19 protein-coding genes are annotated in these 22,585 nt (G+C 60.1%); 10 read left to right on the forward strand and 9 right to left on the reverse strand.

Annotation, left to right across the window (positions count from 1 at the left end):
• Nucleotides 1–139: 139 nt before the first annotated feature.
• From GA830_RS08575 to GA830_RS08585, 3 genes are all read left to right on the forward strand, one after another.
• Nucleotides 140–2,731, forward strand: a complete 2,592-nt coding sequence (locus GA830_RS08575) for a GNVR domain-containing protein (RefSeq protein ID WP_195164611.1) — start codon at nt 140–142, stop codon at nt 2,729–2,731.
• 110 nt (nt 2,732–2,841) lie between these two features.
• Nucleotides 2,842–3,747, forward strand: a complete 906-nt coding sequence (folD, locus tag GA830_RS08580; RefSeq protein ID WP_195164612.1) for a bifunctional methylenetetrahydrofolate dehydrogenase/methenyltetrahydrofolate cyclohydrolase FolD — start codon at nt 2,842–2,844, stop codon at nt 3,745–3,747.
• Nucleotides 3,748–3,816: 69 nt separating this feature from the next.
• On the forward strand, nt 3,817–4,779 hold the full coding sequence (locus GA830_RS08585) for a GlxA family transcriptional regulator (protein ID WP_195164613.1): 963 nt from the start codon (nt 3,817–3,819) through the stop codon (nt 4,777–4,779).
• Here the strand turns inward: GA830_RS08585 and GA830_RS08590 are convergent.
• The 3 genes from GA830_RS08590 to GA830_RS08600 form a co-directional block, all read right to left on the reverse strand.
• Nucleotides 4,776–5,447 carry a DMT family transporter gene (locus GA830_RS08590; protein WP_258045615.1) on the reverse strand — a complete coding sequence of 224 codons (672 nt, stop codon included), beginning with the start codon at nt 5,445–5,447 and terminating at the stop codon, nt 4,776–4,778. The genes GA830_RS08585 and GA830_RS08590 overlap by 4 nt on opposite strands.
• Nucleotides 5,448–5,791: 344 nt before the next feature.
• Nucleotides 5,792–6,568 (reverse strand): DUF1365 domain-containing protein, encoded by a 777-nt coding sequence (locus GA830_RS08595; RefSeq protein WP_308460472.1) that lies wholly within the window; start codon nt 6,566–6,568, stop codon nt 5,792–5,794.
• Nucleotides 6,565–7,905, reverse strand: a complete 1,341-nt coding sequence (locus GA830_RS08600; protein WP_258045616.1) for an NAD(P)/FAD-dependent oxidoreductase — start codon at nt 7,903–7,905, stop codon at nt 6,565–6,567. Before GA830_RS08600 ends, GA830_RS08595 begins: the two co-directional genes overlap by 4 nt.
• A 128-nt stretch (nt 7,906–8,033) precedes the next feature.
• On the opposite strand from GA830_RS08600, the gene GA830_RS08605 reads away from it, so the two are divergent.
• The 4 genes from GA830_RS08605 to GA830_RS08620 all read left to right on the forward strand — a co-directional run bounded on the left by GA830_RS08605 (nt 8,034) and on the right by GA830_RS08620 (nt 11,557).
• On the forward strand, nt 8,034–8,714 hold the full coding sequence (locus GA830_RS08605) for a sigma-70 family RNA polymerase sigma factor (RefSeq protein ID WP_308460473.1): 681 nt from the start codon (nt 8,034–8,036) through the stop codon (nt 8,712–8,714).
• The gene (locus GA830_RS08610; RefSeq protein ID WP_195164616.1) at nt 8,714–9,385 is read left to right on the forward strand and encodes a ChrR family anti-sigma-E factor; all 672 of its coding nucleotides are present in this window, start codon (nt 8,714–8,716) and stop codon (nt 9,383–9,385) included. The genes GA830_RS08605 and GA830_RS08610 overlap by 1 nt, the downstream gene beginning before the upstream one ends.
• Before the next feature lie 30 nt (nt 9,386–9,415).
• Nucleotides 9,416–9,823 carry a DUF2177 family protein gene (locus GA830_RS08615; protein ID WP_195164617.1) on the forward strand — a complete coding sequence of 136 codons (408 nt, stop codon included), beginning with the start codon at nt 9,416–9,418 and terminating at the stop codon, nt 9,821–9,823.
• Between the two features lie 75 nt (nt 9,824–9,898).
• Entirely contained in the window at nt 9,899–11,557 is a 1,659-nt protein-coding gene (locus tag GA830_RS08620) for a vWA domain-containing protein (RefSeq protein ID WP_195164618.1), read from the forward strand.
• A gap of 32 nt (nt 11,558–11,589) precedes the next feature.
• On the opposite strand, the gene edd is transcribed toward GA830_RS08620, so the two are convergent.
• From edd to zwf, 3 genes are all read right to left on the reverse strand, one after another.
• Complete coding sequence (gene edd / locus GA830_RS08625; RefSeq protein WP_195164619.1) at nt 11,590–13,413, reverse strand: phosphogluconate dehydratase; 1,824 nt, start codon at nt 13,411–13,413, stop codon at nt 11,590–11,592.
• Nucleotides 13,414–13,477: 64 nt separating this feature from the next.
• On the reverse strand, nt 13,478–14,212 hold the full coding sequence (gene pgl / locus GA830_RS08630) for a 6-phosphogluconolactonase (protein ID WP_195164620.1): 735 nt from the start codon (nt 14,210–14,212) through the stop codon (nt 13,478–13,480).
• Nucleotides 14,194–15,666, reverse strand: a complete 1,473-nt coding sequence (gene zwf / locus GA830_RS08635) for a glucose-6-phosphate dehydrogenase (protein WP_195164621.1) — start codon at nt 15,664–15,666, stop codon at nt 14,194–14,196. The genes pgl and zwf overlap by 19 nt, the downstream gene beginning before the upstream one ends.
• Before the next feature lie 192 nt (nt 15,667–15,858).
• Between zwf and GA830_RS08640 the strand changes: the two genes are divergently transcribed.
• The 3 genes from GA830_RS08640 to GA830_RS08650 all read left to right on the forward strand — a co-directional run bounded on the left by GA830_RS08640 (nt 15,859) and on the right by GA830_RS08650 (nt 19,164).
• A complete protein-coding gene (locus GA830_RS08640) occupies nt 15,859–17,334 on the forward strand; it encodes an aldehyde dehydrogenase family protein (RefSeq protein ID WP_195164622.1) in 1,476 nt (491 codons plus the stop codon).
• Nucleotides 17,335–17,365: 31 nt separating this feature from the next.
• Complete coding sequence (locus tag GA830_RS08645) at nt 17,366–18,115, forward strand: SDR family oxidoreductase (RefSeq protein ID WP_195164623.1); 750 nt, start codon at nt 17,366–17,368, stop codon at nt 18,113–18,115.
• 95 nt (nt 18,116–18,210) lie between these two features.
• The gene (locus GA830_RS08650) at nt 18,211–19,164 is read left to right on the forward strand and encodes an omptin family outer membrane protease (RefSeq protein ID WP_195164624.1); all 954 of its coding nucleotides are present in this window, start codon (nt 18,211–18,213) and stop codon (nt 19,162–19,164) included.
• Nucleotides 19,165–19,176: 12 nt separating this feature from the next.
• Here GA830_RS08650 and GA830_RS08655 read toward each other — a convergent pair whose 3' ends face one another.
• The 3 genes from GA830_RS08655 to GA830_RS08665 all read right to left on the reverse strand — a co-directional run bounded on the left by GA830_RS08655 (nt 19,177) and on the right by GA830_RS08665 (nt 22,524).
• Nucleotides 19,177–20,463, reverse strand: a complete 1,287-nt coding sequence (locus GA830_RS08655; RefSeq protein ID WP_195164625.1) for an NAD(P)/FAD-dependent oxidoreductase — start codon at nt 20,461–20,463, stop codon at nt 19,177–19,179.
• A 120-nt stretch (nt 20,464–20,583) separates the two neighbouring features.
• The gene (locus GA830_RS08660; protein ID WP_195164626.1) at nt 20,584–22,014 is read right to left on the reverse strand and encodes a glutamine synthetase family protein; all 1,431 of its coding nucleotides are present in this window, start codon (nt 22,012–22,014) and stop codon (nt 20,584–20,586) included.
• A 93-nt stretch (nt 22,015–22,107) separates the two neighbouring features.
• Nucleotides 22,108–22,524, reverse strand: coding sequence for a response regulator (locus GA830_RS08665; RefSeq protein WP_258045618.1), 417 nt, complete (start codon nt 22,522–22,524; stop codon nt 22,108–22,110).
• Nucleotides 22,525–22,585: the final 61 nt, after the last annotated feature.

Below are 22,585 nucleotides of genomic sequence, written 5' to 3' on the forward strand. Positions count from 1 at the left end.
AATGTTTAACGCTGGGTTCCGCAAATTCATCAACGACCGCTGAAATAGGGTCAAAATTAACGGTTTGTTTTCCATGCCTGTTTAGCGTGGCTTAAGATTTGAAAACCTCTGCTCCTGAATGCCTGGGCGAGCCGCATAGATGTCTGATGCTCACGACCATGACCGGAAAAAGCGGTCCTTGCTATCGCTTGGCCGCGCCGAGCCAGAAGGCCGTGGCAGATCGCGCAATGCAACGGAAGGAACGTGGTCTACTAACGACGAAATAGACGCAGCAACCCGCCATCGCCTCGCGCGCTCGCGGCGTGAGGCGCATCCAAGTCCGCTGATTTCAGCACTCGCTGAGCGCCCGAACAGTTCACCGCGAGACCGTACACCCGAAAGAGCTCCGGTGGTGGAACAGTCCAGTCCGGCACCAAAGTCTCGCTGGAGCCTGCGCAACCTGCTTCCAGATTCGGACCGTTCGCAGAACCCCCGCGAGCACGAGCAGCCTGCATGGGTGCAGCCCGAACGCGATACCTCACACCCTTATGCGCGCCAGCAGCATGCTGACGAAGATCCGCGGGCTTCGACCCGCGCCAGCGAAACTGCAGACCCTGACCTTTACTGGCGACCGCTGATTGATCCCATGCGGGTAGTGGTGGGCATCGCCAATTCCAAGAAGATCATTCTGGCCACTACGATTGCCGGGGCGCTGTTGGCCGCTGCCGTCGCTGTCTCGACACCGAAAAAGTTTGAGGGCGTCGCTGAGCTGCTGATCGACCCGCGTGATCTGAAGATCGTGGATCGCGACATCACTCAATCCGGCCTGCCGTCCGATGCCACCATGGCAATCGTGGAAAATCAGGTGCGCGTGCTGACCTCGGGCACAGTCCTCAACAAGGTCGTCGACAAGCTGAACCTGACTGCAGATCCAGAATTCAACGGTCAGGGTTCAGGCGTCATAGGCAGCCCGGTGGCGATCCTTCGCTCGCTCCTCGCGCGTGACGCAGGCAGTGCTGGCGACAACCGCCGTTCACTCGCGGTCTCGAATCTGGCTGAGAGCCTTGAGGTCGAACGCGGCGGCAAAACCTTTGTGGTGGTGATCACTGCCAAAACCCAAAATGCCGAGAAATCAGCGCTGATCGCCAACACGCTCACTGATGTGTTTCTGCAGACCTACGGCCAGATCCAGGCCGACACCGCAGGTCGCGCCACCGATGAGCTTACGTCGCGACTGTCGGGCATGCGTTCTGAGCTAGAGGCCGCCGAACGCGCGGTCGAAGAGTACAAAACCCAGAACGACATTATTGACGCCGGCGGCAAGCTGATTAGCGACGATGAGATGGTCAAGCTCAATGAGCAGCTCGGCACAGCGCGGGCTCGCTCCATCGAGCTCAATGCCAAAGCGCAGTCGGCCCGCGACCTCGATGTCAACGCCGTCGTCAACGGCATCTTGCCAGAGCAGATCAGCTCCAACGTGATGACCGAACTGCGCTCGCAGTATTCCAGCCTCAGTCAGGAAGCCGACCGCCTTGCCGTCCGGCTTGGGCCGCGCCATCCGCAATTGCTGGCGATCCAGGCGCAACTCGGCGGCGCCCGTGAGCAGATCCAGAATGAATTGCGGCGCATCGTTGCTTCCAATCAGGTCGAACTGAAGCGTGCGGTGCAACTGGAGCAGGATCTCGCTGCGCGGCTGGCTCAGGTCAAGGTACGCCAGAGCGGCGTCAGCGAGGATCTTGTGGCGCTGCGCCAACTTGAACGCGAGGCTGCCGCCAAGCGCGCAGTTTACGAATCCTTCCTGCTGCGCGCCCGCGAAACCAGCGAACAACGTGACCTCAACACTGCCAACATGGCCGTCATCTCCAAGGCCTATCCGCCGCTGGAACCGGTCGGCCCGTCGCGATCAACGTTGACGCTTGCGGGTGCACTTCTCGGTATGCTGGCTGGCATCGGCATCGGCGGTATGCGTGGCGCATTCTACAGCCTGCGCGACAATTCCAACCCAGGTACGCCGCGCGATCCCCGTCCAACCGATGGCGGTCGAGGCCCCTCGGGGCCATCCGGGCGCCGCCGCGATATGGATCACGAAACGCGCAAACCCGAGCCGGAACCAGCTCCGCGTCGCCCAGCGCGTGTGCCAGAAGCGCGGGCAAACTGGAACGCGCTCGTTCAGCCCGCTGGGTCGGGCGAGGACGATGCCGTCAATGATCGCATTGCTCCCAACCCGGCTCGTCACATCGTTGCTGCAACCAGGCGCGACCGCGCTTCCAAGTCCGAGGCGCCAATACCGGTGCGCGTTGCTGAAGCACCGCGCCCGGCAGCTGTCGCCGTTGCCCCCATCCACCCGGCGCCGGTACAACATGCTCCGGCTGCGGTCCAGCTGCAGCCAGCCGCCCAAGTACACTTGCAGGCGGTTCCGCCACAGCAGCCAGTCGTCTACGCGCCGCAGATGCAGCCAGCCTACATGCCTGCGCCGATGCAGCCGCAACCCATGGCCTACGCCTATCCACCACAACCTATGCCGATGTTTTATCCCGGGCAGCCAATGCCCATGCCGCAAGCCTATATGCCGCCGATGCCACACTATGGTGTCTGGCCAGCCCCGCATTTTGCACCGCAACCTTCCGGACAGCCGGTGCAAGAGCCAGCCGCCACCCGCTCCGATATCGAGGAGGTCCGCGAAAGCCTGCGGGCTTTCCGCGAAGCGGTTCTGGATCGACCGGAGTTGCGCCCGCGCCGCCGCTTCCTGTAAGCAAAACTTTCTTGCAGACTTTCGCGTCAACGGCACCAGAGGGCGCAATGACAGCGTTACGCCGCTCATTTCTGGTGACAATGCGTAGCAAGTAAAACTCGGAACGGATCATGGCAGAGCAGAAAATCATCGACGGCAAAGCAGTGGGCGAGGACGTTGTTGCCCGCGTGAAAGAACTTACCGCCGAACTCGTCGCCGCCGGCGGGGCGAAACCTGGGCTTGCGGTCGTCATCGTCGGAGAAGATCCGGCAAGCCAGGTCTATGTCGCGTCCAAGTCCAAAAAGGCGAAGGAATGCGGCTTTCATTCCGTTCAGCACACCCTGGCCGCCGACACCCCGGAAGATGATGTCGTGGCACTGGTCGAAAGGCTCAACGCCGATCCGGCAATACACGGAATTCTCGTCCAGTTGCCCTTGCCCGGTCATATCGACAGCGCCCGCGTTGTCCAGTCGGTGTCGCCGAAAAAGGATGTCGACGGCTTCCACTTCATCAATGTCGGCAAGCTCGGCACCGGCGAACTGGAAACCGCATTCGTTCCGTGCACCCCTGCCGGCTCCATGCTGTTGATCGAGCGGGCACGCGGCAAGGACCTCTCCGGCCTCAACGCCGTGGTGGTCGGGCGCTCCAACATTGTCGGCAAGCCGATGGCAAACCTGCTTCTTGCGGCTAATTGCACCGTAACCATCGCTCACAGCCGCACCCGCGATTTGCCGGCACTCGCCCGCACCGCCGACATTCTGGTAGCAGCCGTTGGCCGTCCTGAAATGGTCAAGGGCGATTGGGTCAAGCCCGGAGCAACGGTCATTGATGTAGGTATCAACCGCATCGATGCGCCCGAAAAGGGTGAGGGCAAGACGCGCCTTGTCGGCGATGTTGAATTTGCCGAGGCGCATAAAAATGCGAGCGCGATCACTCCGGTGCCAGGTGGTGTCGGGCCGATGACCATTGCCATGTTAATGGCCAACACACTGATTTCCGCAAGCCTTGCGGCTGGTCGTCCCCGGCCATCTTTCTGATGGTCCAGAGGCAGCGGCCACCCTTGCGTGCCTTTGCGGTGTGGCCGGCTTCCTGTAAAAGAGCCCTCAATGTCTGATATTGTTGAAGGCAACCGGCACTTCGCATTTCTGCTGGTCGATAAATTTTCAATGTTCTCGCTCGCTGCCGCGATAGACGCTGTGCGCTCGGCCAACCGTCTGCTTGGCCGCGATTTCTACAGCTGGACCACAATATCTTCCGATGGCGAGGCAGTGATGGCATCAAATGGTCTGCCGCTGAAGATCGATTATGCAGTTGCTGACTTGCCTCCGACCGACATCTTGTTCGTCTGCGTCGGCCTCACCACCGAATATCCGGGCAAAAGCAAGGTGCTTGGCGCGCTGAGAAGCTGGGGACGCCGTGGCGGCGCGCTTGGCGCGCTGTCCGTCGGTTCCCATTTGCTTGCCGAAGCCGGCCAGTTGGATGGTCATCGCTGCACCATCCACTGGGAAAACCGCGCCGGCTTCATGGAAAAATTTCCCGAGATCGAGTGCACCGGAAACGTCTTCGAGATCGATCGAAAGCGCTACAGCTGTGCCGGTGGCACGACCTCAATCGACCTGATGCTGGAGATTATTCGCCAGGATCTCGGGTCAAACATTGCCAATGGCGTTGCCAACCAGTTCCAGCATGAGCGGATCCGCTCAGCCGGCGACCGTCAGCGGATCGGCCCCGAACGCGACCTGACCGGAAAATCTGAGAAGCTGCGAAAAATCGTTGAACTGATGGCCGATAATCTGGATGAACCTTTTTCGGCGGTGCAGCTGGCAAAATCTGCGGGCCTTTCGGTCCGCCAGGTCGAACGCTTGTTCCTACGTCACCTGACCGTTACGCCCGGGCGCTACTACATGCGGTTGCGGCTGGAGCGGGCGCGTGAACTTCTGCGCCAGACCAACATGCCGATTCTCGACGTGGCAATCGCCACCGGCTTTACCTCGCACTCCTATTTCGCCCAGAGCTACCGCATGCAATTCGGCCGCCCGCCTTCTGAAGAACGACGCACGGCGTATTAGGCCTCGGCGGGCACGGGCTCAAGGGATTTGCCCTCGCGGTAGACAACATAGAGTCCTGCCGCCATGGTGATCGCGATACCGACGGCTGCAAGCCCGTTGGGCAAATCGCGAAAGATCAGCCAGCCGATTGCAGTGGCGAAAGGAATTTCCAGATATTGCATCGGCGCCAAGGTGGTCGACGGCGCAAAGCGTAGCGACCATGTCATCAGCAGATGGGCAAATGTCCCCAGCACCCCTATTGAGGCAAGCAACAAGAACTCGCTTTTTGTCGGCGTGACGAGGGTCATGCCCGGCCAATCCGCGAGGTTTCCAGCCATCAAGACGAGCAGCAGCACCGGCGTCGCGAGCATGCCACTCATCGCCTGCAGCGCGAGCGGATCGGCCTCCTTGGCGGTCTGGCGGCTGATCAGCATGTAGAGGGCAAAGATGACCGCCACGACCATCGGCAGGAGAGCTGGCCACCCGACATTGGCGAAGGAAGGCTGCACCACCAGCAGCGTGCCAATGAAGCCGATCGTGCAGGCGGCGAGCCTGCGTGGCCCCACGGTTTCGCCCAGTACATAACGCCCTAGAAGCAGCATGATGAACGGCATCACGAATGCAATTGCCACGGCATCTGCAAGCGGTAGGTAGCGCAATGCAGAGAACATTGCGGCGATACCGAACACGTGCAGGATCGTGCGGACAACCGTGAGCCGGAAGACGCGGGGGGCATGGATAGTCCGGTGCCGGTCGCCCAAAGGATCGGAAGGAGCAGCACTGCCTGGGCGAAGAAACGCACCACGAGCAACTGCATCAGCGGGATCGTTGCGCCAAGAATTTTGGCCAAGGCGTCGCCTAGCGGAGCAACCGCACAGAAGCCGACCATCAGGAAAACGCCGAAGAGCGGCCGGTCTGCAATCATGCGTACATGCTATGGCGTGTGCTCGATTCCGGCAATGTGCCACGGAAAAAGTGTCTTGGGGCAACGGGCAACCACGATAGGGCAGGAGGCGCTTCGACACCGAAAGCCCTACCGCACGATCGTGCTGCCCACTCGCTGCGTTGCCGTCTTATGCGCGTGAAACGGCACGCCTTTTTTCCAGATTTTCAGGGCTTCCCAGTGAATTCCGGCTGAAACCTTCAGCGTCATCAAAGGATGCCTGATCAATGCGCCAAGCATGGCCCGGTCCGTCAGCGGCTGACGCTCGCCGGAAAAGGACGCGACCAAAAGCGGCCCGTCGGCGTCGCTTTCATCAATCCGGATGAGCACCTTCCTCTCGGGCGGCTCGATATGGAACTGGTAATGGCAATCCATCGGCATGAAGGGTGAGACATAAAGCTCCTTCGCACAGGCCTGACGAACTGGTCCGTGAGCCCCTTCGGCAACCGGGATCACATAGGTATGCCGCTCGCCAAAGGTGTTGCAAACCTCGTAGAGGATTGCCCGCAAACCGCCGCCCGGCGCATGGCAGAAATAGACAGTAAGCGGATTAAAAACGTAGCCGAAAATGCGCGGGTAGCAGAGAACCTCGATCCGCATTGCGTGTTCAAATTCGCCTGCACGCCGCAGCTGCCTTTCGATCCATGCGCGCAGACCTCCCTCCACGCCGTCGCCATGGTCGGCATCGTGGAAGGACAGAACGCTGGGCCGGTTATGGCCCATAAGACGCGAAGACGCGCTGATCGCCGGCAATTCATCCAGATCAAGCAAAAGCGAAAAGACCCGGTAGGAAAATTTATGCCGCTTGGGCCGCGAACGGCTGTGCATCACCGTCCCGGCATAAAGGGCGGAGCGTCGTTCCATCATTCTGCAGCCTGCAAGTGCGGGCGCAGCGATATCCGCGCCGATTCATTCGCCACATTCCAGGGGCGGCGCGCTCCCGAAAGCAACTCGGCGGCGGCAAGACCTGCCTGCAGTCCATCTTCGTGAAAACCGAAGCCAAAATATGCGCCGCAGAAGAAGATGTTGCGCCGCCCCTGGATACGCCAGAGTTGCCGCTGCGCTTCAAGCGCCCGCACGTCGAACAGCGGATGGGTATAGTTATAGCGCCCGATGGTCTTCGCCTCGTCCACCGCTCGGGTAGGATTAAGCGTTACAAAAAGCGGGTATCTGGCATCCAGGTTTTGCAACCTGTTCATCCAGTAGGTCACGCAAAGCGGCTGGCTCTCATGATCGCTTGTCTCGCCAATATAGTTCCAGCTCGACCACACCCGCCGACGCTTGGGCATCAGCCGGTCGTCAGAGTGCAGCACCGCCTCATTGTCGGTGTAGCGGAAAGCGCTGAGCAGTGCCTGCTCTTCGGCGTCGGGGTCCGCCAAGAGCTTGAGCGCCTGGTCCGCATGGGTGGCCAGTACAATCTGCGTGAAGAATTCGCGGTTGCCCTGCGTGTCAATCACGGTCACGCCGCCATGCTCCCGCAAAATCGACGCGACCTGTGTGCCGGTGCGAATGTCGGCTAAATCTTGTGCCAACCGCCTCACATATTCCTGTGAACCGCCTTTCACCGTCCGCCAGGCCGGCCTGTCGGCAAGGCTGAGCAGCCCGTGGCTGGCAAAGAAGCGCACAAAAGCAACCAGCGGGTAAGCTCGCATCTGCGCGCCCGTGGTCGACCAGATCGCCGCGCCCATGGGCAGCAGGTGATCGTCCACAAAGGCCGGTGTATAGCCATTGTCGTCGAGATATTCTCCCAGCGTAACCCCTTCCATTCCCGGCTGCCCGATTAGCTTGGGGGCCTCGCGATAAAATCGGAAAATGTCGCGCATCATGCGCCAGAAGCGGGGCCGCACAACGTTGCCGCGCTGGCCCATTATGCCGTTGAGCCCCGAGCCCGAATATTCCAGCCGGCCGCCATCAAGCGAGGCTGCAAACGACATTTCAGAAGCGCTGGTCTCGACACCAACAGCATTAAACAGCGCGACAAGGTTCGGATAGTTGCGTTCATTGTAGACAATGAAACCGGTATCGACCGGGATCACTCCATCCGCGGTTGAGATCGTTACGGTATTCGAGTGGCCACCAAGCTTGGCTCCCGTCTCATAGACGGTTACGGGCATGGTCTTTGACAGCAGCCATGCTGCTGAAAGGCCCGAGATGCCGGCGCCGATAATTGCGACGCGCGGTGTTCTTGAGGTGGTGATGTCCACTATTCTGTTCCTGGCTCGTGTTGGGTATCTGCAATGCAATACGCGCTGGAAGGCCGATTGGTTTTCCTGCTTTGAAAAAAATTGTGGGTCGCGATGATCCGCATGCCAGTTGACGGCGTAGAACCGGCATGAACACAATCTCACCCATAGCTGCACGGGAGTGGCAGATTGGAAGCTGGCCGACGCCGCGTGTTGCCGTGCGCCGCTTCCATGGCGCCAGGACAGTTGGGATGGGAAGCGAGAGCAAACCGACCACGCGCAACGGACAGGACATGGCTTCCTTGATGAAAGCGGTGGCCCTTGGCCGCGATGTAGAAGCATTCGAAACGCTGTTTCGCTATTTCGCACCGCGCGTAAAAGCCTACATGACGCACCTTGGTAGCGGGGCAGCACAGCCGGCCGAAGAGCTGATGCAGGAAACGATGATCACTGTCTGGAACAAGGCTGGGCAGTACGACGCGTCCAAGGCAGCCGTTTCAACTTGGATTTTCACCATTGCGCGCAACCAGCGCATTGATGCGTTTCGCCGTGAGAACCGTCCGGTTTTCGACCCGAAAGACCCTGCCTTTGTTCCCGACGAAGTGGCGCCAGCCGACGCGGCTTACGAGGCCATGCAGTCATCGCAGCAATTGCATCTAGCCATAGCAGGCCTTCCTGATGATCAGGCGGCGTTGCTCAGGCGCGCCTTCTTCGATGGAGACTCACACAGCGAAATAGCGAGCGGCCTTGGATTGCCGCTAGGCACCGTCAAATCGCGTCTGCGGCTGGCCTTCGACAAGCTCCGCATCGCACTCGCAGGGGACCGATAATGTCGATAGGTCATCATTTGAGCGATGAATGGATCGTCGACTACGCTTCGGGAAGCCTGTCCGAAGGCTGGAGCCTGGTCGTCGCTACGCATCTTGCACTGTGCCCGTCGTGCCGCCGCCGACTGGATCTCGCCGAGCGCGTTGGTGGCGAGCTTCTGGCGCAGGTCGAGCCGCACGAAAGCGCAACAGACCATTCATGGGAAGCGATGCGCCGCCGATTGCAGCAGCCTAGGGCGAACAATGACAGCGATCCGGCGAAAACTGCGCGTCCGGCTGCCTCCGGGGTTGCCAGCCTGCCCGAGCCGCTGCGTTCTTACGCTGGTGCCGATATCGACGGGCTGCGTTGGCGCGCTCTCGGTCGCGGTGCCTATCACATCAGGCTCGAAACCGGCGATGATACGACATCCGTGCGCCTGCTGCGCATTCCCGCAGGCAAGCCCGTGCCTGAACACAGCCATAGCGGTCGCGAACTGACGCTTGTCCTGAGCGGCAGCTTTGCTGATGGCGAAGATATCTATGCGCGTGGCGACATAGAAGACGCTGACGACAGCGTCACCCACCAACCGGTGGCAACCCCGGATGCGGATTGCATCTGTCTCGCAGTAACCGAAGCGCCACTGCGCTTCAAAAGCTGGCTCGTCCGGATCGTGCAGCCGATACTCGGCATCTGACAGCCAAACCAAAACCTTGAAAGAAAAAGAATGATCTACCTTATCGCATACGTCGCGACCGCTATCGTTTTTCTAGGCCTCGATTTTATCTGGCTGTCCCAGATTGCCATCGGCTTTTACAAAAGCCGTATCGGCGCCTTGTTGATGGATGAACCCAATCTTGGGGTGTCGGCCATCTTCTATCTCTTCTACGTTGCCGGTCTCGTCTATCTGGCTGTCGTACCTGCGCTCAATTCCGGAAGCTGGACGACCGCGTTGGTCGCCGGCGCGGTCTTCGGTCTGGTCGCCTATGGAACCTATGACATTACCAACCTTGCAACACTAAAAGGCTGGTCTGTCTCCGTGAGCGTCGTCGATATGATCTGGGGCATGTGCCTCTCCAGTGTAGCTGCCACCAGCGGCTATTTTATAGCGTCTTCTCTGGTGCGTGGCGTTTGAGGATTAGCAGTCGCACCCGCCTTGCCACTGTCATCATGGTTGTTTAGCTTTCGCTTTCAACCTGGAGGGGATGGCATGCGGGTGTTTCTACGAATTTTCTCTGCGCTGGCTTTGTGCTTCGGTGTCGTCAACACGGCGCAGGCCGGCGACAAGGCGATCATTGTGCTCGACGCGTCGGGTTCGATGTGGGGCCAGATCGGCGGAAAGCCCAAGGTCGCGATTGCCCGCGAAACGCTCAAGACCGTGCTGCAAACCATTCCTGCCGATCTCGAACTTGGCCTGATGGCCTACGGTCATCGCGAGAAAGGCAGCTGTACCGATATCGAATTAATCGTGCCACCAGCTGCCGGAACCGCCAGCGCTATTTCCGGCGCTGCAGACGCGTTGAAGTTTCTTGGTAAAACCCCGCTCAGCGCGGCCGTGAAGGAAGCGGCTGAAGCGCTGCGCTATACCGAGGAAAAGGCCACCGTCATTCTGATCACCGACGGGCTGGAGACCTGCGATGCCGACCCCTGCGCACTCGGCAAGTCGCTGGAAGAAACCGGCATAGACTTCACCGCCCATGTCGTCGGCTTCGGCTTGACGGCGGAGGAGGGCAAAAAGGTCGCTTGCCTGGCTGAAAACACCGGTGGCAAGTATATCCAGGCTTCGGACGCCGGCCAGTTGAAGGATGCGCTGGTGGCAACGGTTGTCGAAAAGCCGGCACCAGCACCTGATCCCGCTCCGGCACCGCAACCGGCAGCTGTCGACTTCAACTTCCAGCCCGATGTTATCATGGCTGAAGGTGCGCCATCGCTGCCGAAAGACGCCGGCAATGTCTGGGAAATCTTCAAAGCAAACTCTGACGGCTCGCGCGGCGAACTGCTCGCCACAGAATATGGCAATTCCTACAAGGGAAAAATGGACCCAGGCGATTACTTCGTCGAAGCCAGGCTCGGTCTGGCGAAAACCGAGCAGAAGGTGACGCTGACGGGCGACGCCGTAGCGAAACCGATTTTTGTGCTGAACGCCGGAACGCTGGTCATCACCCCAGTTCCAAGCGAAGGCGCGGAGCCGAGTGATTCCGCGGCTGTCGTGGTGGAGTTTCCAGGTGGCGACGGGCCATCAACCAATTACGGCAAGACCACTGTGGTCGTCCCGGCAGGAGAGCAGAAACTGACGGTGCGCATCGGCAAGGGCGAGGTTTCCGATACCGTGACCGTCGCTGCCGGGCAGACGATAGAAAAAACGCTCGTCGCCGGCATCGGCCGTGTGGTGGCCAACGCTTCTTATATAGAAGGCATGAAGGTTGAGGAGAGCGGCATTAAGCTCGAAGTGGTAAAGGCTGCGAAAAAGATCGACGGCTCGCGCGATTCCATGACAATCAATTATGGTCCCGACGCCACCAGCGACCTGCCTCCCGGCGACTATGTGCTCCTCGCCTCAATTGGCGGCGCCTCGGCTGAAAAACCGTTCTCGCTGAAATCTGGTGAAAGCCTGGACGCAGATGTGGTGTTGAATGCCGGTGTCCTGTCGATTGAAGCTCCCGGTGCCTTGAAGCTGGAACTGTTCGGCGCCAAGAAAGACATTCAGGGCAAGCGCAAAGATTTCGGCAGCGCCTATGATCAAAACCTGCAGACAACCCTGCCAGTCGGCGATTATGTGGTAGTCGTGACCTACACTGACGATAAGGCCTCGAAGGAAAGTCCAACCAGTGTCAAGGCCGGCGAGAGGACAGAGTTGAAGGTGGAGTAATCACCGAGCGCTTTCCGGCGCTTGGTATGGATTTAAACCAGCCCGAACGCTGCCGCGCCATGGTCTGCCCGCAGCGCCAGGTCGCGAAAACCTGCAAACAGCTCGCGCCCGAAGCCGTGCCCGTTGCCGGACAGATCGGCTTCCGCCTGCGGGCGTCGGCTAAGTTCGCCCGCATCCACCAGCACTTCCAGTGTGCCCACTTCGGCGTCGAGCCGCACAATATCGCCGTTCCTGACCTTGCCGATCACGCCGCCGTCGAGCGCCTCAGGCGTCACATGAATCGCTGCCGGCACTTTCCCCGAAGCGCCCGACATGCGGCCATCGGTCACCAGCGCAACGTGATGTCCGCGATCCTGCAAAATGCCAAGCACGGTGGTGAGCTTATGCAGTTCCGGCATCCCATTTGCCTTCGGTCCCTGGAAGCGGATAATGGCGACAAAATCGCGGTCAAGCTGTCCGGCTTTGAAAGCCTCATTCAATCCGTGTTGGCTGTCAAACACCAGCGCCGGTGCCTCGATGATGCGCCTCTCGATCTTTACAGCTGAAGTTTTGATGATCGCGTGTCCGAGATTGCCGGTCAAAACCTTCAGGCCACCGCTCGGCTGGAAGGCCTTGGGAAAAGGCGCCAATACTTTTTCATCGCCGCTTTTGGCGGGTGCCGGCTCGCGTACTACAACGCCGCCATCTCCGAGCTTTGCCTCTATCGTATAGGGTCGCAGCCCTTCACCCCAGATCGTCTGCACGTCCTCGTGCAGCAGACCGGCATCCAGCAGTTCGCGGATCAGGAAGCCCATGCCGCCGGCGGCAGCAAAGTGGTTCACGTCCGCAAGCCCGTTCGGGTACACGCGCGCCAGAAGCGGCACGATATCTGAAATGTCGGAAATATCCTGCCATGTCAGCGTGATGCCGGCTGCAGCAGCCATCGCAATCAGGTGGATCGTATGGTTGGTGGAGCCACCGGTGGCAACCAGCCCGACAATGCCGTTGACCACCGTGCGCTCATCAAACATGCGCCCGGCGGGCGTATAGTCATTGCCCATGGCGGTAATCGCCAGCGCGCGTTGCGCAGCCTCCTTGGTCAGCGCATCGCGCAACGGTGTGCCCGGGTTGACGAAGGAGGAGCCAGGCGTATGCAGGCCCATGATCTCCATCAGCATCTGGTTGGAGTTGGCGGTGCCGTAGAAGGTGCAGGTGCCCGGCCCGTGATAGGATTTCGACTCCGCTTCAAGCAGTTCGGCACGCCCGACCTTGCCTTCGGCAAAGAGCTGGCGAATGCGCGCCTTCTCGTCATTGGGTAGGCCCGATGTCATCGGTCCTCCCGGAATGAACACCGCCGGCAGGTGGCCAAACGCCAGCGCGCCAATCACCAGCCCCGGCACGATCTTGTCGCAGACGCCGAGATAGACGGCCGCATCGAACATATTGTGCGACAGGCCGACAGCTGTCGCCATTGCGATCACGTCACGCGAGAAAAGCGAAAGCTCCATCCCCGGCTGGCCCTGCGTGACCCCATCGCACATCGCCGGCACGCCGCCGGCAACCTGTGCCACACCGCCCGCCTCGCGCGCCGCCTGCTTGATCAGTTGCGGATAGGTCTCGAATGGCTGATGTGCCGAAAGCATGTCGTTGTAGGAGGTAATGATGCCAAGATTGGCGCTGGTGTCACCGGCCAGATCGGCCTTGTCGGCAGGCCCGCAGGCGGCAAATCCATGCGCAAGGTTGCCACAGGATAGCACCGTGCGCGCCGCGCCCGCCGTTGCTGCCGCATCGAGCCTGGACAGATAAATCTCGCGTCGCGGCTTGGAGCGCTCGCGGATGCGATGGGTGATGGCTTCAATGTCTCTGCGCGCGGTCATGGCGAAACGGTCCTCTATCAGGCGCGGCACGGGAGATGGGTGCGTCACGCGTCAAAGCAGATGGTCAGGGCGCCCAGAAAATCTCGACTGGCCGCTGTGCAGCGTCCAGAACGCGGCGCACGGGAAGTTTTTGGTCGGCGATAGAAAACAGCGCGCCTTCAAGCACATCGCGCTTGGTATTGCCTTCAATATGGAGCGCGACGAACCGGGCATCAGCTAACCTTGGCAGCGAAAGCGTCAGGCGCGGCTCTCCCGCGCCGGGCGCATCGACCGCAAGGATGGATTTGTCGCTGCCCGGATCGAGCAATGCATCAAGCCCGCCGGCATCCGGGAAAAACGATGCGGTATGCCCGTCACCGCCCATGCCCAACACCGCTGCATCGAGCGGCCAGCTCATTTTTTCAAGATCGGCCCCCGCTTCTAACGCAGCTTTTTCAGCACTCGCGCTGGCCCGGTACAGCGGTACAAAATCTGCCGCTCTCGCACGGTTCTGCAACAGAGTAGCGGCCACCAGTGCCGAATTGGAGCGCGGCGAGGTTGCCGGCACAAAGCGCTCATCAACCAGCGTTACGGTCACCTTCGCCCAGTCGAGATCGCGGTTCGAAAGCACCTCGAAGAACCGCCCCGGTGTGGTGCCGCCTGAAACAGCGATCAGCGCCGCGCCGCGTGAAGCTATAGCCCGGGCCAATTCCTGCGCCACCCGATCTGCCAACGCGTCTGCCAGCGCTGCGCCATCGGCAAAGCGGTTCCAGTGCCAGTTGGGGGTTGTAACAGCGGACATCAGGTGCTCTCGTGCCATGTACGGCCATCGCGCTCGATGAGCGCAATCGAAGAGGATGGGCCCCAGGTTCCGGCCGTATAGCCCTGCGCGTCCTGGCGTCCGTCGTCCCACGCAGCCTGAATGGGATCGATCCAGCGCCACGCCGCTTCCACTTCATCGCGACGCATGAACAGCGTCTGGTTGCCGCGCACGACATCCATCACCAGCCGCTCATAAGCGTCCGGATTGCGCTGCTGGAACGATTCGGCAAAGCTCATATCAAGCGGAACGTGGCGCAGGCGCATTCCGCCCGGGCCCGGGTCCTTGATCATGATCCACTGCTTCACGCCCTCGTCCGGTTGCAACCGGATCACCAGTTGATTGGCAATCACATTGCCAGCGCCCTCGCCAAAAATGCTGTGCGGGATAGGCTTAAACTCGATGACGATCTCGGAGACGCGCTGCGCCAGCCGCTTTCCAGTGCGCAGATAAAACGGCACGCCGGCCCAGCGCCAGTTGGCAATTTCTGCCTTGATGGCCACAAAAGTCTCGGTGCGGCTTTCGCCATTTTCGAGCTCTTCCGCATAGCCCTTCACCGGCCCGGTTGCCGAAGCGCCAGCGCGGTATTGACCGCGCACGGTATTTTTCGGCGCCTCATTGCCATTGATACGGGTCAGCGAACGCAGCACTTTCAACTTCTCGTCGCGCACCGCATCGGCGTTCATCGATGCAGGTGCTTCCATGGCGACCAGGCAGAGCAGCTGGAGGATATGGTTCTGCACCATGTCGCGTAGCGCACCGGCCTTGTCGTAATATCCGGCCCGGCCCTCAAGGCCTACCGTTTCGGCCACTGTGATCTGCACATGGTCGATATGCGCATTATTCCAGAGCGGTTCGTAAAGCGCATTGGCAAAGCGCAACGCCATCAGATTCTGGACAGTCTCCTTGCCAAGATAATGGTCGATGCGGAAGATCTGCTCTTCCTTGAAAACCTTGCCGATCTGGTCGTTGAGTTCACACGCCGAAGTCAGGTCTCGCCCGATCGGCTTTTCCACCACGATGCGCGATCGCGCGTTCACCAGCCCGTGCTTGTCCAGATTGGCGGCGATATCGCCAAACAGCGCCGGCGCGACAGCGAGATAGAAGGCGCGGATCGCCTTGCTGGAGCCGATCGTCTTCTTAAGCGCGGCAAAACCATCGCCGTTCTTGGCATCCACGGCCACATAAGTCAGCCGAGCTACGAAAGCGTCCAGCACGACCTTGTCGATCTCCTCGGCCTTGACGTGTTCCTCAATCGCCGCCCGGGCATAGGCCTGATATTCCTTGTCGGTCATTTTGGAGCGTGATGCGCCGATGATGCGCGTAGGCTCGGAGAACTGACCGTCCTGCTGGCGGTGATAGAGAGCCGGCAAAAGCTTGCGTTCGGCAAGGTCTCCGGTGCCACCGAATATGATGAAGTCGAAGGGCTCGACGGGAATGATCTGGCTGGTCATGTCTGGTCCGGTTCTCGGGAAACGATCTGCGCGATTGCCTATAATCTAATCGATTTAAGGTTTCCAGTGCTGCAGTGTCACATCTTCCGTTCCTCACTGGAACCTTGACACCGCTTGGGCACACGGCTTTGTCACATATGGGTCGGACCTGAAACATAAGTCGGTTGAGCAGCGATACCAAGGAGGAACGCAATGGGCACGCATCTTTCTCGAACGGTGGCCGAAGGGCTGGCATTCATGCAGATGATCGACGGCAAATCCGGGGATAGTCTGTCCGGTCTGCGCATCGATGTCGTGTCGCCTTCGGACGGCAAGGTTTTTGCATCCATCCCCGCCGCTGGCGCAGCCGATGTCGATCGCGCGGTGAAAGCGGCACGCCGCGCCTTTGACGATGGCCCCTGGCGTAAGATGCCGGCCGTCGAGCGCGGCCGTTGCCTCACGCGGCTCGGTCTTCTGGTCGAAAAGCACGGCACCGAGCTTGCAGCCCTCGAATCGCGTGACACAGGCAAGCCCGTCCGCCAGGGCCGTGCCGATGTCATCGCCACGATGCGCTATTTCGAATTTTATGGCGGCGCCGCCGACAAGGTGCACGGCGACACCATTCCGTTCCTTGACGGCTATACCGCTCTGACGCTGCGCGAGCCGCATGGCGTCGTGGCCGGCATCATACCGTGGAATTATCCGCTGCAGATTTTGGCGCGCGTTGCCGGTGCCGCTCTGGCCATGGGAAACACGCTCGTTGTGAAGCCCGCCGAAGACGCTTCGCTTACCACCATCCGCATGGCTGAACTGGCTCTGGAGGCGGGCTTTCCAGCTGGCGTCTTCAACGTCATCACCGGATATGGCCGCGATGCCGGCGCAGCTCTGTCGGCTCATCCCGATGTCGACTACGTGACCTTTACCGGCTCGCCCGGAACAGGCACTGCCATCCAGCAAGCGGCAGCCGTCAACAATCGCGGCGTCACCATGGAGCTTGGCGGCAAGTCGCCTCAGATCGTCTTTGCCGATGCGGATATCGAGGCCGCGCTTCCGGTCCTCGTCAACGCCATCATCCAGAACGGTGGCCAGACCTGTTCCGCGGGCAGCCGCGTTTTGATCGAAAAGCCACTCTATGAGGCGGTTGCATCCGCGCTGGCCGAACGCTTCGCAGAACTGGTCGCAGGACCCCACGATGCCGACCTCGACCTCGGTGCCCTGATCAACCCGCGCCAGAAAGAGCGCGTGGCGGCGATGATCGCAGCTGCGGAAAATTCAGGTGCCGCAGTACTGGCGCGGGGCGGCATTCATGCCGACGCACCGGAGGGCGGTTTCTATCAACCTCCTGTCCTGTTTGGCGCCGTCGATCCCGCCGCCATCATCGCCCAGGAGGAAGTCTTCGGCCCGGTGCTGACGCTCTTTGCCTTTGACGGCGAGGAAGAGGCGGTGCGCCTCGCCAATGGCACCGCCTTCGGCCTCGTCGCCGGCATCTGGACCCGCGACGGCGCACGCCAGCACCGCATGGCCAAGCGCGTCCGCGCCGGTCAGGTCTATGTGAACGCCTATGGCGCAGGAGGCGGCATCGAACTGCCCTTTGGCGGGTTTGGAAAATCCGGTCACGGCCGCGAAAAAGGCTTTGAGGCACTCTTCGACATGTCGGCCACCAAGACCATCGTCTTTAACCACGGCTGACGCCATAGAATCTTCCAGCAGGAGCCCACGCATGAACCGTCTCGATAACAAGGTCGCCATCATCACCGGTGCAGCATCAGGCTTTGGCGAAGGCATGGCCAGGCGCTTTGCCGAAGAAGGCGCCAAAATCGTGGTGGCCGACCTCAACATGGAAGCTGCAGAGCGTGTCGCCGCCGAGATTGGCGCTGCCGCAATCGCAGTGAAGGCCGACGTCTCAAAGCGCGCGCAGTTCGAGGACATGGTCGCGGCCGCGATGGAAGCGTTTGGCCGCGTCGACATCATGATCAACAATGCAGGCTACACCCACCGCAGTGGCGACATGCTGGGCGTCGACGAGGAGACCTTCGACCGCATCACCGACATCAACATGAAACAGATCTACCATTCGGCGATCTGCGTGGTGCCGATCATGGAAGGGCAGGGCGGCGGCGTCATCATCACCACTGCCTCCACTGCTGGGCTGCGCCCGCGTCCAGGTCTCACCTGGTACAACGCCTCAAAGGGCTGGGCGATCACGGCAACGAAATCGATGGCAGTCGAGCTGGCACCCAAAAACATTCGGGTCAACTGCCTCTGCCCGGTAGCCGGCGCAACCGGAATGCTGTCGCTGTTCATGGGTGAAGACACGCCAGAAAAGCGCGCCCAGTTCACCGCCTCGGTACCGCTCGGCCGGCTCTCCACCCCACTCGACATTGCCAACGCCGCGCTCTACCTCGCCTCCGACGAGGCAGCCTTCATCACCGGCGTCGCGCTCGAGGTGGATGGCGGCCGCTGTATCTGAGCGCAGCGTCTCAAGACGGTCCGTCGCCAGGCGATGGTATTGACGATTTTCGCCAAATACGGTTTCCCTATTTCGGAAATTGGTTGGGGCAGGGGATGAAGCAACATCTGGTGACAATTTCGGTGGCGGTGGTCTTGGCGCTCCAGGCTTCAGCTCATGCTGCGGATCTGGAGGCATCCCGCCAAGCACCCGTTGATCCCGCATCCGGGATAACGGCGCGTGCTTATTTAGGCTATCTGACCGCCCGATCCGGCGAATATGTCTACGACTCCGGTACAAAACTCAGCCAGCTCGACTGGACTATCGACAATGCGCTCATCGCTGGCGGTGATGTCACCTTTCAGGCAAACGAATGGCTTAGCTTGCGCGCCGGCGGGTGGACCACAATAGCCGCCGCCAACACAATGGACGATTATGACTGGCTCGCAGGCTATGACGGCTTCGATAGCTGGAGCCATTGGTCACATCACCCTGAAACTGAAACCTCCAAAGCTTTCCAGATCGATGTGTCTGCCGCCGCAAGGTTTGCCAGCCACAACGAACTTCAGTTCGACGCACTCGCCGGCTACCGTTTCCGCAACATGAAATGGAATGCTGAAAACGGCTCCTATATCTATTCTTCTGAAAGCGGTTTCCGCGACGAAGCCGGAACGTTCGAAGGGCCAGCCATCGGCTATGAACAATGGTGGCATACACCCTATCTCGGTCTTGGTGTCACCTATGAGGCACCGGAATTCCGCATGCGTGGCGAGATTATCGGTAGCCCCTTTGTTTTCGCGCGCGACCGCGACCACCACTTTGCGCGCGATCTGGTCTTCACGGAAACCTTTGGCGCGTCGTCGATGCTCGGCGTGTCGCTTGCCGCCGAACGGGACTTCGGCGCTGACTGGACCGTATTCGGGAAGGCGGATTTCCAGAACTATTTCCACACGCGAGGCGATACACGCGTCTACGACCTCGCTTCCGGGGAGACGTTCGAATTGAAAAATGGCGCCGGAGCCGACCATCGCTCGCTTGCGTTTACGCTAGGTGTGTCCCGCAAGTTCTAACCGCGGCCAGCCTCAAAACCGGTCGCGCAGTGCATACCAGTTGAGCGCCAGGAAAAGCAGCGGTGCGCGAAAGCGCCGTCCGCCTGGGAAGGGGGGGATCTTCAGATCCTCGAACAGTTTGAGCCGGTCCCGGTTGCCGGCCACCGTCTCGGCATAGAGCTTGCCGACGAAGTTGGAAAGCATCACCCCATGGCCGGAAAAGCCACCCGCCGAAATAACGTTCGGCATCACCTCGCGCACAAACGGCTTGCGCGGCAGCGTGATGCCGACATAGCCGCCCCAGCCGTGGGTGATCTCTATGTCCTTCAGCGCCGGATAGATTTCGGCAATCTGCTTTCGGATGTGGATGTGAATGTCGTTGGGGTCGTTGACACCGTAAATCTCGCGTCCGCCGAATAGAAGCTCGCCGCTGGGCGCGCGCCGAAAGTAGCGCACCACAAAGCGTGAGTCTGAAACAGACTCGCCCCCCGGCAGCACCGAGCTATCATCGCCCAATGGCACCGTCGCGCCGATAAACGAGCCTATCGGCATGATATGCGCAGCACTTTTTGGCTCAAGGTCGCCCCCGTAGGCATTGACCGCAATAAGGCACTTTTTGGCGGTGATCGTTCCGCGCGCTGTCGAGACGGAAATGGTGCCGCCATTGGTCTGAATGCCAGTTGACTTGGTATTCTCATAAAGCTTGGCGCCCGCTGCTGCAGCCACCCGTGCGGTGCCGACAGCAAGCTTCAGCGGGTGGATATGCCCTGTGCCGGTGTCGCGCACCCCGCCGAAATAATGGGTTGACCCCATCCGCTCAGCCGTCTCAGCTGCATCCATGTAGGAAATGTGCGGATAGTTGAAGCGCGTCGCCATAACCTCTGCATGCTCGCGATATTCCGGCAGGTCGCGCTTGCGATGGGAAACATTCAGATGGCCAGGTCGAAAATCGATGTCGATCTTGTTGACCTCGGCAAATTCCAGCAGATGCGCCTTGGCCTCTTCGGCGAGATCGAACAGCGCTTTGGCGCGGGAAAAACCGTATTCGGCCTCCAGTTCATCCGCCCCGGCGCGCTGCCCGGTGCCAAGCTGCCCGCCATTGCGCCCTGAAGCGCCATCGCCAAACCTATGCGCCTCGATCAGCACCACATCGGTGCCGGCCTTCGCCAGATGCACCGCTGCCGACAATCCGGTAAACCCACCGCCGATGACGACCACATCGCAGCGAACATCGCCATCAAGCGCCGGATATTCCGGCCGCGCACCAAGGGTCGCCTCATACCAGGAATAGCCAGGTGAGATAGGGGATTGATAGTTCATTCGGTGGTAAATGGCGAATAGCGAAAGGTCAAATTGAAAAACAAAGGTTCTTCGCTCAAGAATTCACAGTGCATACTGACCACCAGACCGTAAGTTTTCACAGTTCACCATTCACTCTCTTCACACATTCAACAGCAAATACTCCCGCTCCCACGGGCTGATAACTTCCATGAAGGTCTCGAACTCGGCTTTCTTGATCGCCGCATAGGTGGCGACGAAGGATGCGCCGAACATCTCCTTGAGCACGGCGTCTTCCTCGAACAGTTGCACCGCTTCAAGCAGCCCGCGAGGCAGGTCGATCTCGTCCTTGTTCACCGCTGTACCGGCTGGCTGGTCTGGCTTGATCTTTTCGATCAGCCCGGCAAGGCCGCAAGCAAGCGAACCGGCGAGTGCCAGATAGGGATTGGCGTCTGACGAAGGAATGCGATTTTCCACACGCCTGCCATTGGGTTCCGAGCGTGGAACCCGAAATGCGGTTGTGCGGTTGTCGTAGCCCCATTTGTTGTTGACCGGGGCCGAGGCTGCCTGGGTCAGCCGCCGGTAAGAGTTCACATAGGGTGCAAACATCACCAGTGCATTGGGCACATGCCTTTGCATGCCGCCGATGAAGTGGAAAAACGCATCCGTCTCGCTGCCATCCTCGTTGGAAAAGACGTTGCGACCGGTCTTGCTGTCCACGATGGACTGGTGGATATGCATTGCCGAGCCGGGCTGCCCCTGGATAGGCTTGGCCATGAAGGTGGCATAGATATCGTGCTTCAATGCCGCTTCGCGGATGGTGCGCTTGAACATGAACACCTGATCGGCAAGCTCAATTGGATCGCCGTGCCGCAGATTGATCTCCAGCTGGCCCGCGCCCTCTTCATGGATCAGCGTATCGATCTCCAAACCCTGAGCCTCGGAAAAATGGTAGATGTCATCGATTAGTTCGTCGAACTCGTTGACGCCCGCGATCGAATAGCCGGCACCACCGCCGATGGGGCGGCCCGAGCGCCCGACAGGCGAGGTCAGCGGATAATCCGGGTCCGGGTTCTTACGGACCAGATAGAACTCGATCTCCGGCGCTACGACGGGCCGCAATCCGAGTTTGTCATAGGCGGCAACCACGCGCCGCAACACATTGCGAGGCGTGAATTCGACATTCCGCCCGTCCTGATGCACCAGGTCGCAAATCACCTGCGCAGTGGGGTCTTCCTCCCACGGCACCACCGAGAGCGTGGAGAGATCAGGCACCAGCTTGAGATCGCCATCACCCTCGGGGTAGGCAAAGCCATTGCCGTCATCGGGATACTCTCCCGAAATAGTCATCATGAAGGGTGCCGAAGGCAGCGCCAGCGATGTGTTGGAGGTAAACTTCTTCGACGGCATCATCTTGCCGCGCGCCACGCCGGCTTGGTCGGGCGTGATGCATTCGATGTCTTCGATGCGGCGCCATTCGAGCCAGGCGCTCACTTCTTTCCAGTTCTTGACACCGCGGAGATTCTTTACAAAGGCTGGAACACGCGCCCCCCCCCGGTTCGCGGCTCGTACGTCCTTTTTGTCGGCAGGCATCAATCACCAGATTCTGTTGCGGATGGGCGAGTATAGCCGTGTCGACGCTTGGAAGGAAAGGGGCCTACCGGGCTGTCCCGCGTTAGCAAGACCTTATGCCCGGCTGAGATAACGCATCACCAGGCGTTCAATAACGGGCTGCAGACCTTCCGGCGTAATCGGTTTGGCAACCACCGCATCCACTCCGTGGAGCGAAGCCAGCTGTGCCGCATCCGAAGCGGCCGTGCACAGGAAAATAACCGCTGGCGCAGAGGCATTGGAACGAAGCCTGATATCCTTCAGCCCCGCAAGCAACCCATCGCAATCGCTGTTGGAGGAGCCACCATCTGCGATCACCAGCGCGGGGCGCAAATCCTCGAAGGCGCTCAACGCGTCCTCCGGCGCTTCCGATTGCGATCTCAACCCAGCACGTTCTGCAATCTTGCTGACAACGATCCGGTTGATCGGTGACGTTCCGGCTATCAGGATTTGCGAAGCACTTCCATTTTTCGGCATTGGTGTCGTTGGCATGCAAATCCCCAGCCCGTGCCTGACCGCAAAAGCGACCGAGCGCCACGTCATGAGAAAGATG

The sequence above is a fragment of the Mesorhizobium sp. NBSH29 genome (assembly GCF_015500055.1).
Lineage (GTDB): Bacteria > Pseudomonadota > Alphaproteobacteria > Rhizobiales > Rhizobiaceae > Neomesorhizobium.